We start from the raw sequence: 12,253 nt of genomic DNA on the forward strand, positions 1-12,253 counted from the left end.
CCCGTCCCGCCCCGGCGCCGCGACGTCGCCGTCCCGGCGCTTTGACGTCGCCGTTGCTCGGGGTGAGAATCGTCATCGTGATGACCTGCACCCGTCGCCCCGCGCTCCTGGCCCTGCCCGCCGCCGCCGTCCTCGCCCTCGGCGCGTGCGGCTCCTCCGACGCCCCCGGCGGCGGTGCGGCCACGGACGGCGACGTCGAGGGGGCCGCCCTGCAGGTGGCCGCGAGCTTCTACCCGCTCCAGTGGGTCACGCTGGCCGTCGCCGGGGACCGCGCGGACGTCACGTCCCTCACGCAGCCCGGCACGGAGCCGCACGACCTCGAGCTCTCGCCGCGGGAGGTGGCCGCGGCGGTCGACGCCGACGTCCTCGTCACCCTGCAAGGCTTCCAGGGCGCCGTGGACGCCGCGGCCGACGAGCGCGGCGGCCAGGGCGTCGTCGACGTCGCGCCCGCCGCCGACCTCGAGCCCTCCCCCGGCACGCCCCCCGGCGAGGACGCCGCGGAGGACGACCACGAGGAGGGGCACGAGCACGAGGAGGCCCACGACCAGGAGGGCGAGGGGCACGAGGGCGAGGAGGGCCACGACCACGGCCTCGAGGAGGACCCGCACTTCTGGCTCGACCCGGTGCGCATGTCGTCGGTCGCCGAGGCGGTCGCGGACGGCCTGGCGGACGCCGACCCCGACGGCGCCGACGTCTACGCCGCGAACCTGGCGGACGTGCAGGCCGAGCTCGCCGACCTCGACGCGGAGTTCTCCGAGGGCCTCGCCACCTGCGACAGCCGCGACCTCGTGACCGCCCACCAGGCCTTCGGCTACCTCTCCGAGCGCTACGACCTCGTCCAGCGCGGCGTCAGCGGCATCGGCGGCGAGGAGGAGCCCGGGGCGGCCCGGCTCGCCGAGGTCGCGCAGTTCGCCGAGGCGAACGACGTCCGCACGATCTACACCGAGACGCTGCTGCCGGCGGACGTCGCCGAGACCGTCGCCGCCGAGACCGGGGCCACGACCGCCGTCCTCGACACGCTCGAGGGCCTGACGGACGAGTCCCCGGGTGACGACTACCCCTCGGTCATGCGGGCCGACCTCGAGACCCTGCGCCAGGGCCAGGGCTGCTCGTGACGACCCGCCCCGACCGCGCGGGCGCCGTGGGCGCGGCGCCCCCGCTGCTGCGCCTGCAGCGCGCCGGCTTCGGCTACGGCGAGCGCGTCGTCGTCCGCGACGTCGACCTCGAGGTGCATCGCGGCGAGCGGGTCGCCGTGCTCGGCAGCAACGGCTCGGGCAAGACCACCCTGCTGCGGGGGCTCCTCGGCCTCGCGGCGCGCACCGGCGGCACGGTCGAGGTCGACGGCGAGCCCGCGCCCTCGCGCCGCAGCCGGCGGCGCACCGGCTACGTCCCGCAGGCCATGACCGTCGGCGGCGGCGTCCCGACGACGGTCCGCGAGGTCGTCAGCACCGGCCGCCTGCCGCTGCGTCGCCCCTGGGTGCCCGCGCGTCGCGAGGACCGCGCGGCCGTCGACGCCGCGCTCGAGGCCGTGGACATGGCCGAGCACGCCCACGAGGACGTCACCGAGCTCTCCGGCGGGCAGCAGCGGCGCGTCCTCATCGCCCGGGCCCTCGCCGCCGAGCCCGACCTCCTGGTGCTCGACGAGCCGCTCGCGGGCGTCGACGCCGCCAGCGCCCTGGGCCTCGCACGGACGCTCGCCGCCCTGGCGGCCCGCGACACGACGCTGCTCGTCGTCACCCACGAGGTCGGCCCCCTCGCCGACGTCGTCGACCGCGCCGTCGTCCTCCAGCACGGGCGCGTCGTCCACGACGGGCCGCTCGTGCCGGAGCTGCTCGGCGCCTCCGACGAGGCGCTCGAGCGCCTGCAGGAGGAGTCCCGGCTGCGCCACCAGCACGTGCACCACCACGAGCACGAGACCGCCCCACCCCCGGGCTGGGTCTCCGACCACCGCGAGCACCGCCCGCAGCCGACCGCCGACCACCCGGAGTGCCACCACCCGGGCACCCACCACCCGGAGACCCACCGTGCCTGAGGTCCTCACCTACGGCTTCATGGTCCGCGCGCTCGTCGCCGCCCTCCTCGTCGGCCTCGCCGCGCCGTCCGTCGGCGTCTTCCTCGTCCAGCGCCGCCTCTCGCTCATCGGCGACGGCATGGGCCACGTCGCGCTCACGGGCGTGGCCCTCGGCCTGCTCACGGGCACGGCCCCCGTCCCCGTCGCCCTCGTCGTCACGGTCGTGGCGGCTGCCGCCGTCGAGCTCCTGCGCCGCTACGGGCGCACGGGCGGCGACGTCGTGCTCGCCGTCCTCTTCTACGGCGGCATCGCCGGCGGCGTCGTGCTCGTCGCCCGGGCCGGCGGGTCGGCCGCCACCCTCAACACCTACCTCTTCGGGGCCATCACGACGACGACCGCCGAGGACCTCCGCGTCTTCGCCGTGCTGGCCGCCGTCGTGCTCGTCGCCACCTTCGGGCTCGGCCGGCGCCTGGCCGCCGTCAGCAGCGACGAGGAGCACGCCCGCGCCTCCGGCCTGCCGGTCATGGGCCTCAACCTGCTGCTCGCCGTCCTCACCGCCGTCACCGTCGTGCTCTCGATGCGCGTGGTCGGCCTGCTCCTCATCAGCGCGCTGATGATCGTGCCGGTCGCCGTGGCGCAGCAGGTGTGCCGGAGCTTCCGCAGCACCACGCTCCTGGCCATGGGCGTCGGCACCGTCACCGCGGTCGTCGGCGTCCTCACGTCCTACTACGGCGACACGCCGTCGGGCGGCACGATCGTGCTGTACCTCATCGCCCTCTTCGTCCTCACCGCCGCGGGCTCCGCCCTCGTCCGCGCCGCCCGCCACCGGGGCCACCGGCGGCGCCACCGCCTCGCGACCCCCGTCGGCGAGCAGGCATGATCGTCCCTGCGCGGGGAGGCGGTCCGGTGCCCGCCCGCAGGACCGGGAGGAGCGTGGTGGCCGTGCCGCAGCAGCAGCGGGTGCGCCGCTCGAGCCGTCAGCGCGACGCCGTCCAGGCCTCGCTCGCCGGCACCGACGCCTTCGTCAGCGCCCAGGACCTCTACGCGTCGATGCGCGAGCAGGGCAACCCCATCGGCCTCGCCACCGTCTACCGAGCCCTGCAGGGCATGGTCGAGGACGCCGAGGTCGACGTCCTGCGCACCGACGACGGCGAGGCCGTCTACCGGCGCTGCAGCCCCAGCCACCACCACCACCTCGTGTGCCGCCGCTGCGGGCGCACCGTCGAGGTCGAGGGCCCCGACGTCGAGGCCTGGGCCTCCTCCGTCGCCGCCGCCCACGGCTTCTCCGACCCCGACCACGTCGTCGAGGTCTTCGGCACGTGCGCCGAGTGCCACGCCGCGCAGGACGCCGAGGCGGCGCGCCGCTCCTGACCCCGCTCGCGCGGGCCACGCGCACCGAGCGGGTCCGGGGTGGCGCCGGGGGCACCCCCCGCGGGAGGAGCCGGCCGCGCTCCGGCACTGGCTCGGGCGCTCTGCGGCTGGCTCGAGCGGCGGTCCGGGCGCCCGGCCTGATGTGCTCTCCGCGCGCCCGGCACCTCCCGCTCCCGTCCGCCCTCGCCTCTTCCGGCGTCGTCGCGCGGCTCCGCGTGCTGCACCGCCGCGGCCGCCCCACCGTGCGGGACCGGCCCGGCGGCGTGGTGCCGTCAGGACCGGCGGCTCAGGCGCTCCCGGCGGCCTTGTCGACGGCCCCGCCGTAGCGGCGCTCGCGGCCGGAGTAGAGCAGGACGGCGTCCCAGAGGGTGCGGCGGTCCACGTCGGGCCAGAGCACGTCGAGGAAGACCATCTCGGCGTAGGCCGACTGCCACAGCAGGAAGTTCGACGTCCGCTGCTCCCCCGAGGTCCGCAGGAACAGGTCGACGTCGGGCAGGTCGGGCTCGTCGAGGTGGCGGGCGAGGACGCGCTCGTCGACCCGCTCGGGGTCGAGGCGGCCGGCCGCGACCTCGCGGGCGACGGCGCGGGCGGCGTCGGCGATCTCGGCGCGCCCGCCGTAGTTGACGCACATCGTCAGCTGCAGGCGGTCGCAGCCCGCGGTCACGCGCTCGGCCTCCTCGAGCTCGCTGACGACGGTCCGCCACAGGCGCGGACGGCGCCCGGCCCAGCGCACGCGGACCCCCCAGGACGCCATCTGGTCGCGGCGACGGCGCAGGACGTCGCGGTTGAAGCCCATGAGGAAGCGCACCTCCTCGGGCGAGCGCTTCCAGTTCTCGGTGGAGAAGGCGTAGACGGACACGTACTCGACGCCGATCTGCAGCGCCCCGGCGACGAGGTCGAGCAGCGCCGCCTCGCCGGCCTCGTGGCCGGCCGTGCGGGGCAGCCCGCGCTGGTTGGCCCAGCGGCCGTTGCCGTCCATGACGACCGCGACGTGGCGCGGGACGGCCTCGCGCGGCAGGTCGGGCGGCTGCGCGCCGCTCGGGTGCGGCGGCGGGTCGACGGGGGCGGCGAGCACGGGGGCCTCGGACCGACGGCGCCTCACGGGGCGCTCCCGGCGGCCGCGGCCTGCGCCGACCGCACGACCTCGGCGGCCCGGGCGGGCGGCGGCTGCGGCGGCAGGCGGTCGAGCAGGGGCGCGACGGCCGCGAGCTCCTCGGGCTCCGTCACCTCGGGAGCACCGTGGTGGGCAGCGCCGTCGTGGTGGCCGCCGTCGGGCTGACGGCCGTCGGGGGCGGGCGGCGCCTCGGGGGTGCGGTCCACGAGGGGCAGCGAGCGGATCCCGCGCTCGAGGTGCCACTGCAGGTAGGCCGCCGCCAGGCCGCTGGCCTCGCGGCGGTCCCGCTCGGTGCTCGCGAGGGCGCCGTCCCAGTCCCCGGCGAGCAGCGACCCGAGCAGCTGCAGCGACTCCGGGGCCGGCGCGGCGGCGCCCGGCGGGCGGCAGGAGCGGCACACCGCTCCCCCGGCGGCGACGGCGAAGCCGCGGTGCGGGCCGGGCTCGCCGCACCGGGCGCAGGCGTCGAAGCTGGCGCCCCACCCGGCCACGGCCATGGACCGCACGATGAAGGCGTCGAGCACGAGCCCCGGCGGGCGGCGGACCGGCGCGTGCGGCGGGCCCACGAGCGCCCGCAGGCCGCCGACGAGCAGGAGGAACTGCTGCGTGGCGGGCTCGCGCTCCTCCGGCGTCAGCCGCTCCGCCGTCTCGAGCATGGCCGCGGCGGCGGTGTACCGGGGGTAGTCGTCGGCGACGGCGCGCGCGTAGGGCGCGAGCGTGAGCACCTGGGTGACGACGTCGAGGCTGCGCCCGCGGTGCAGCTGGACGTCGGCGAGCATGCACGGCTCCAGCCGGGCGCCGAAGCGGCTGGTCGTGCGGCGCACGCCCTTGGCCACCGCCCGCACCCGCCCCGAGGTGCGCGTGAGCAGGGTGATGACGCGGTCGGCCTCGCCGATCTTCTGCGTGCGCAGGACGACGGCCTCGTCGCGGTACAGCTTCACCGGCGGGTCACCACACCCCCATGGTGCCCCCGGACGGCCCGTGCGCCCGCAGCGCCCCGCCGTCCGGCCCCGCCGCGCGAAGCGCGGGTCCGGCGTCGACCGGCGTCCCCCGCCCGCCGCCCGCCCTCCGTCCGGCTGCCGCGGCCCTCAGGGCCCCGTGCGCGCCGCGTCGTCCGTCGACGCCGTCGGCGCGGGCAGCCGGACGCCGCGGGGCCCGGGCACCTCGCCGCGGTCGGGCGGCGGTGCGCCGCCCGGGGCGGCCACGACGATGCGGTCGCGGCCGCCGCGCTTGGCCGCGTAGAGGGCGGAGTCGGCCGACGACAGGGCGGTGGCCACGGCCGCGCCCGCCTCCACGCCGACCGAGACCGTGACGCGCAGCCCCGGGGCCACCTGCTCCCAGTCGTGGGCCCGCACGGCCTCGAGGACGCGGTGGGCGATCGCCTCGGCCACCGACGGCTCGTCGACGACGAGGACGACGAACTCGTCGCCGCCGTAGCGGACGACGAGCTCGGAGGAGCGGCACGCCGTCACGAGCATCTCCGCGACGCGCACGAGCACCCGGTCGCCGGCGTCGTGCGAGAAGCGGTCGTTGACGTCCTTGAAGTGGTCGACGTCGACGAAGACGGCGCCGAGGAGCTCTGGGGCCGTCTCGAGCACCTGGAGCAGCGCCCGGCGGTTGCCCAGCCCGGTGAGCGGGTCGGTGAGGGCGGCGCGGTGGACGCCGTCGCGCTCGTCCTCGAGCTGGCGGACGCGGCGGCGCGAGACGAGCTCGGCGGCGCGGCCGGCGCTGTCGCGGCGCAGCCGGCGCAGCAGCCCCCGCACGTGCTCGCGGTAGCGGCTCACCGCCGGGTGGTCGCCGTGCTCGACCACGTCGAGGTCCGCGAGCGCCTCGACGGCCGCCCACCGCCACACGTCCCGCCGGCTGCGCCGCCCCAGCTCCACGGCGCGCTCGAGCAGCGGTCGGGCGCCGGCCGTGTCGCCCCGCTGGAGCAGGGCGCGGCCGCGGACGACGAGGGCGACGAGCCGGTCGGTGCCCGCGGGGCTGAGGACCTCGAGCACACCCGGGTCGCCGACGAGCGACCACGCGGCGTCGTCGTCGCCGAAGGACTGCAGCGCCAGCGCGAGGTAGACGTCGGCACGGACGACGGCGTGGGCGTCCCCCGCCGCCTCGGCGACGCGGCGCAGGCCGAGGGCACGCTCGGCGACGGCGAGGTGGTGGCGGCCGGCCTCGGCGTCCTCGCCGAGCAGGGAGGCCACCTCGGCCCACGCGGCGCGCAGCACGCAGGCCTCCTCGAGGACGGCGTCGCGGTAGGGCTCGCGGGGGTCCAGGAGGTCGAGGACGACCTCCTCGGCCGGGCCGTGGAGGCTCAGGGCCTGCAGGGTGACGGCGAGGGCCATGCGGGCCGACAGCCGGTTGTAGCCGCCCGGCCCGGCGTCGACGAGGTCGAGGCCCTCAGCGACGTGGTCGAGCGCGGTCGAGGTGCTGCCGAGCACGGCGCTGGCCTCGGCGAGCAGGGCGAGGGCCTTGGCGCGCCACAGCGGGTCGTCCGCCGCGAGGACGAGCAGCTCCTGGGACTGGGCGACCACCTCGGCGTACCGGCCGAGCTCGCGCAGGCTGACGCCGCGCGAGTAGCAGAGGAAGCGCTCGGTGGCGAGGTCGCCCGCCGCCCGCACGAGCGGCAGGGCCTCGTCGCACGCCCTCACCGCCGCGGCCGGGTCGCCGTCGACGTAGAGCTGGTGGGCGCGGTCGCTGATGAGGTCGAAGGGGCCGAAGACGTCCGCCACGACCAGCTCGCCCACGCCACCTCCTCCGCCCGCCGCGGGGGCGCGAGGCCCCCGGCGCGGCCCCACGACCGCTCGCGTCCTGCATCGACGCCGCGTCAACACTAGGTGAGCGGTCCGACGACACGGCCGTTGCGCCGTCACCCGTCGTGGTCAGTGCTCCGACGACGAGGGGCGGCGGCGACGGCGGGCGGCAGCGGGCTCGGAGGGAGGACCGGGGGCGCGGAGCCGTGCGCGCGGGGCGTGCCCGCACGGCTCCGCCTCCCCGGTCGACGCCCTCGCCGGGCGTCGTGGGCCCGCGGGCTCAGAGCGCCCGGTTGACCGCCGAGAGCACCGCGCGCAGGGACGCGACGACGGTGTTGGCGTCGATCCCGACGCCCCACAGCACCCGGTCGCCGACCTCGCACTCGACGAAGGCGGCGGCGCGGGCGTCGCCGCCCTCGGACAGGGCGTGCTCGGCGTAGTCGAGGACGCGGACGTCGACGCCGTCCGCGTGCAGCGCCTCGACGAGGGCGTCGATGGGGCCGTTGCCCAGGCCCTCGAGGACGCGCGGCTCGCCGCGGTCGGTGACGTCGACCGACAGGCGGGCGGCGCCGTCGACCTCGCTCTGCTGGCGCATCCCCCGCAGGGCGTAGCGGCCCCAGGCCCGCCCGGGGTCGCCGGCCGGGAGGTAGGCGTGCTCGAAGATCTCCCAGAGGCGGGCGGCGTCCACCTCCCCGCCGGAGGCGTCGGTCTGCGCCTGCACGATGCCCGAGAGCTCGATCTGCAGGCGGCGGGGCAGGTCGAGCTGGTGCTCGGTCTTCATGAGGTAGGCCACGCCGCCCTTGCCGGACTGGCTGTTGACCCGGACGACCGCCTCGTAGGAGCGGCCGACGTCCTTGGGGTCGACCGGCAGGTACGGCACCGCCCACGTGAGCTCGCGGACGTCGACGCCCTCGGCGGCGGCGCGGCGCGCCATGGCGTCGAACCCCTTCTTGATGGCGTCCTGGTGCGAGCCGGAGAACGCCGTGTAGACGAGGTCGCCGCCGTACGGGTGGCGCTCCGGCACGGGCAGCTGGTTGCAGTACTCGACCGTGCGCCGCACCTCGTCGACGTCCGAGAAGTCGATCATCGCGTCGACACCCTGCGTGACGAGGTTCATCCCGAGGGTGACCAGGCAGACGTTGCCGGTGCGCTCGCCGTTGCCGAAGAGGCAGCCCTCGACGCGGTCCGCCCCGGCCAGCAGGCCCAGCTCGGCCGCCGCGACGGCGGTGCCGCGGTCGTTGTGCGGGTGCAGGGAGAGGATGACGCCCTCGCGGGGCACGAGGTGGCGGCCCATCCACTCGATCGCGTCGGCGTAGACGTTGGGCGAGGCCATCTCGACGGTGGCGGGCAGGTTGATGATGACCGGCCGCTCGGCGGAGGCCTCGAAGACCGCGAGCACCTCGTTGCAGACGCGCGCCGCGTACTCCAGCTCGGTGCCGGTGAAGGACTCGGGCGAGTACTCGTAGGTGATCCGCGTCTCCGGGACGGTGTCCTCGAGCTTGCGGCACAGCCGCGCGCCCTGCAGGGCGATGTCGAGGACGCCGTCCTCGTCGAGGCCGAAGACGACCTCGCGCTGGAGGACGGAGGTGGAGTTGTAGAGGTGGACGATGGCGCGCGGCGCGCCCGCGATGGCCTCGTAGGTGCGCTCGACGAGGTGGTCGCGCGCCTGGGTGAGCACCTGGATCGTCACGTCGTCGGGGATGAGGTCGCCCTCGACGAGCTGGCGCACGAAGTCGAAGTCGGCCTGGCTCGCCGAGGGGAAGCCGACCTCGATCTCCTTGTAGCCCATGCGCACGAGCAGCTGGAACATGCGCAGCTTGCGCGCCGGGCTCATGGGGTCGATGAGCGCCTGGTTGCCGTCGCGCAGGTCGACGGCGCACCACTGCGGGGCCCGCTCGAGCCGCTTGGTCGGCCACGTCCGGTCGGGCAGCTCGACGCGGATCTGCTCGTGGAAGGGGCGGTACCGGGAGACCGGCATGGCGGAGGGCTTCTGGGTGTCGCGCATCTCGTCCTCGTCTGGGGGCGGTGGCTGGGGCCGGACCGGGCGGTCCGGGCGTCGTCACCGGCGGCGGCTGCGGCGTGCGCAGGACTCCGCGACGAGGGGGCCGATGACTAGAGGCCCTCGCCGCGGCAGCCGAGGAGGAGGCTCGCGCGCACGGGGGAACGGTAGCGCGCCCCGGCACCCGCGGGCGCGCGCCGGTCAGACGAGCAGCTGCGTCGCCGCCAGCTCCCGGTACAGCGGGGTGGTCGCGAGGAGCTCGTCGTGGGTGCCGGCGCCGACGACGCGGCCGCCGTCGAGGACGACGATCTGGTCGGAGCCGACGACGGTCGAGAGCCGGTGGGCGACGACGAGCAGCGTCGTCCGCTCGGCGACGGCGTCGAGCGCGTCCTGCAGGGCCCGCTCGTTGCGGGCGTCGAGGCTCGCCGTCGGCTCGTCGAGCAGGAGCAGCTCGGGCCGGGCGAGCAGCGATCGGCAGATGGCCAGCCGCTGGCGCTCCCCGCCGGACAGGAGGACCCCGCCCTCCCCGACCTGGGCGTCCAGGCCCGCGGCGTCGCGGCGCGCGACGCCGGACAGGCCGACGGCGGCGAGCACGGCGGCGAGCTCGTCCTCGGTCGCGCCGGGCGCGGCGAGCAGGAGGTTCTCGCGCAGCGTCCCGGCGAGCACCGGCGCCTCCTGCTCGACGTAGCCGAGCCGGGCGCGCAGGGCGGCCCGCGGCAGCTCGCGGACGTCGACGCCGTCGACGAGCACGGCCCCGCCCGTGACGTCGGAGAAGCGCTCCACGAGGGACAGCAGCGTGGACTTGCCCGCGCCCGACGGGCCGACGAGCGCCGTCCGCGTGCCGCGGGGGACGACGAGGTCGACGCCCTGGAGGACGGGCGCCCCGCCGGGGTAGGCGAAGGAGGCGCCGCGCAGCTCGAGCAGGGGCGCGCCCGGCCGCCCGGGCGGCGCCGTCGCCGGCCCCGGGTCCTCCTCCGGCAGCCCCAGCACCTCCTCGATGCGGGTGAGCGCCCCGAGCCCCAGCTGGAGCTGGGCGAAGGCGGAGACGAGCTGTCCCAGCGGCATGACGAGCAGGAAGAGGAAGAGGATGAAGGAGACGAGCTCGGCGACGGTGAGGGCCCCGCTCGCCACGCGGTAGCCGCCCACGCCGAGGACGGCGATGAAGGAGCCCTGCACCGCGACCCCCACCACCGGCGACACGACCGCGCCCGTGCGCGCGGCGCGCACCCCGGCGTCGTAGGCGGCGCGGGCGCTGGCGCCGACGGCGTCGACCTCGCGGTCGGTCGCGCCGCTGGCGCGGATGGTCCGCACGGCGGACAGGGCGCGCTCGACGGCCGAGCTCATCTCCCCGACGCGCTGCTGCGAGGCCAGCGCGAGCGCCCGCAGGCGCCGGGCGACCGAGATCGCCGCCGTCATGCCGACGGCCACGGCCGTCAGCGTGACGGCGAGCAGGACGACGTCCACGACCGCCATCGCCACGACGGCGCCGACCACGACGACGACCGAGCTGACGACCTCGACGAGCCCCGACGTGACGACCGCGCGCAGCAGCGTCGTGTCTGAGCCGACGCGGGAGACGAGGTCGCCCGTGCGCCGCTGGTCGAGCTCCGCGAGAGGCAGGCGCAGCACCCGTCCGACGAGGCTGCGCCGCGTCGACAGGACGACGCCCTCGGCGGTCCGCTGGAGCAGGTACTGCTGCACGGCACCGAGCAGGGACGCCACGAGCAGGACGGCCACGAGCGCCGCCGCGAAGACGGCGACCGGGCGCCCCGCCTCGACCGCCGCGATGAGGCCGCCCACGAGCAGCGGCTGCGCCAGCGAGGCCCCGGCGCCGACGAGGGACACCAGCGCGACGACGAGGAGCACCCGGCGGTGGTCGCGCAGGTACGGCAGGAGCGTCCTCAGACCCACCCGCGGCTCGGGCGGTGCGCCGTCCCCACCCGTCCCCCGCGGGGCCCGCCCCGCACGCTGCGCCATGCGAGCACGGTAGGCGGGGTGCCGAGGCGCCCCGGCACCCGCCGGCACTGGGGCCTAGAAGCCCAGGCGCTGCAGCTTGCGCGGGTCGCGCTGCCAGTCCTTGGCGACCTTGACCCGCAGGTCGAGGAAGACCGGGACGCCGAGCAGCGCCTCGATGCCGGCGCGCGCCTGCGTGCCGACCTCGCGCAGCCGGGAGCCGCCCTTGCCGATGACGATGCCCTTCTGGGAGTCGCGCTCGACGAAGAGCTGCACGTGGACGTCGAGCATCCCGTCGGCGCGCTCGCCGCCGTCCGCCGCGGGCCGCGGGCCCATCTCCTCGACGACGACGGCGAGGCTGTGCGGCAGCTCGTCGCGCACGCCCTCGAGGGCGGCCTCGCGCACGAGCTCGGCGACCATGACGGCCTCCGGCTCGTCGGTGAGCTCGCCGTCGGGGTACATCGGCGGGCCCTCGGGCAGGTGGCCGAGGAGGACCTCCTCGACGACGTCGACCTGCTGGCCCCCGGTGGCGGAGACGGGCACGACGTCGGCGCCCGGCAGGAGCTCGGCGACCTCCACGAGGTGCTGGGCGAGCCGGTCGCGGGTCACGAGGTCGGTCTTGGTGACGACGGCGACGACGGGGGTGCCGCGCCGGCCGTCGCTCAGCGGCTGCAGCTGCGCGGCGATCCAGCGGTCCCCCGGCCCCACGGGCTGGTCGGCGGGCAGGCAGAAGCCGACGACGTCGACCTCGGCGAGCGTCGCCAGGACGAGGTCGTTGAGCCGCTGGCCGAGCAGCGTGCGGGGCCGGTGCAGCCCGGGGGTGTCCACGAGCACCAGCTGCGCCTGCGGGCGGTGGAGGATGCCGCGGACGGTGTGCCGCGTCGTCTGCGGGCGGCTCGAGGTGATGGCGACCTTCGTGCCGACGAGCGCGTTGGTCAGCGTCGACTTGCCGGCGTTCGGGCGCCCCACGAAGCAGGCGAAGCCGCTGCGGTAGCCCTCGGGGACGGCCGGCAGCGAGGTGCCGGTGACGACGGCCGAGGCGGGGACGCCGGGCGGGGGGA

9 protein-coding genes and 1 pseudogene are annotated in these 12,253 nt (G+C 77.0%); 4 read left to right on the forward strand and 6 right to left on the reverse strand.

Translation table 11 applies throughout. The features are described from left to right. Positions 1-80: 80 nt before the first annotated feature. The 4 genes from Q0789_RS13225 (at position 81) to Q0789_RS13240 (ending at position 3,382) form a co-directional block, all read left to right on the forward strand. The gene (locus tag Q0789_RS13225; protein WP_298806010.1) at positions 81-1,115 is read left to right on the forward strand and encodes a metal ABC transporter substrate-binding protein; all 1,035 of its coding nucleotides are present in this window, start codon (positions 81-83) and stop codon (positions 1,113-1,115) included. Further along, positions 1,112-2,032 (forward strand): metal ABC transporter ATP-binding protein, encoded by a 921-nt coding sequence (locus Q0789_RS13230; RefSeq protein ID WP_298805956.1) that lies wholly within the window; start codon positions 1,112-1,114, stop codon positions 2,030-2,032. Before Q0789_RS13225 ends, Q0789_RS13230 begins: the two co-directional genes overlap by 4 nt. Next, entirely contained in the window at positions 2,025-2,891 is an 867-nt protein-coding gene (locus Q0789_RS13235; RefSeq protein WP_298805958.1) for a metal ABC transporter permease, read from the forward strand. The genes Q0789_RS13230 and Q0789_RS13235 overlap by 8 nt, the downstream gene beginning before the upstream one ends. Positions 2,892-2,953: 62 nt before the next feature. Further along, positions 2,954-3,382 carry a Fur family transcriptional regulator gene (locus Q0789_RS13240; protein WP_298805960.1) on the forward strand — a complete coding sequence of 143 codons (429 nt, stop codon included), beginning with the start codon at positions 2,954-2,956 and terminating at the stop codon, positions 3,380-3,382. 286 nt (positions 3,383-3,668) lie between these two features. On the opposite strand, the gene Q0789_RS13245 is transcribed toward Q0789_RS13240, so the two are convergent. The 6 genes and pseudogenes from Q0789_RS13245 to era all read right to left on the reverse strand — a co-directional run bounded on the left by Q0789_RS13245 (position 3,669) and on the right by era (position 12,206). Continuing rightward, positions 3,669-4,484, reverse strand: a complete 816-nt coding sequence (locus Q0789_RS13245; RefSeq protein WP_298805962.1) for an isoprenyl transferase — start codon at positions 4,482-4,484, stop codon at positions 3,669-3,671. 209 nt (positions 4,485-4,693) lie between these two features. Then, positions 4,694-5,434 (reverse strand): annotated as a pseudogene (gene recO / locus Q0789_RS13250) (DNA repair protein RecO); the annotation flags it as partial. Positions 5,435-5,581: 147 nt separating this feature from the next. Next, positions 5,582-7,234, reverse strand: a complete 1,653-nt coding sequence (locus Q0789_RS13255) for a GGDEF domain-containing protein (protein ID WP_298805966.1) — start codon at positions 7,232-7,234, stop codon at positions 5,582-5,584. A 286-nt stretch (positions 7,235-7,520) separates the two neighbouring features. Continuing rightward, on the reverse strand, positions 7,521-9,245 hold the full coding sequence (gene leuA, locus Q0789_RS13260) for a 2-isopropylmalate synthase (protein ID WP_298805967.1): 1,725 nt from the start codon (positions 9,243-9,245) through the stop codon (positions 7,521-7,523). A 195-nt stretch (positions 9,246-9,440) separates the two neighbouring features. Then, positions 9,441-11,216 carry an ABC transporter ATP-binding protein gene (locus Q0789_RS13265; RefSeq protein ID WP_298805968.1) on the reverse strand — a complete coding sequence of 592 codons (1,776 nt, stop codon included), beginning with the start codon at positions 11,214-11,216 and terminating at the stop codon, positions 9,441-9,443. 54 nt (positions 11,217-11,270) lie between these two features. Next, positions 11,271-12,206, reverse strand: coding sequence for a GTPase Era (gene era / locus Q0789_RS13270; RefSeq protein WP_363326164.1), 936 nt, complete (start codon positions 12,204-12,206; stop codon positions 11,271-11,273). Positions 12,207-12,253 lie beyond the last annotated feature (47 nt).

The sequence above is a fragment of the uncultured Pseudokineococcus sp. genome (assembly GCF_947499845.1).
GTDB lineage: Bacteria > Actinomycetota > Actinomycetes > Actinomycetales > Quadrisphaeraceae > Pseudokineococcus.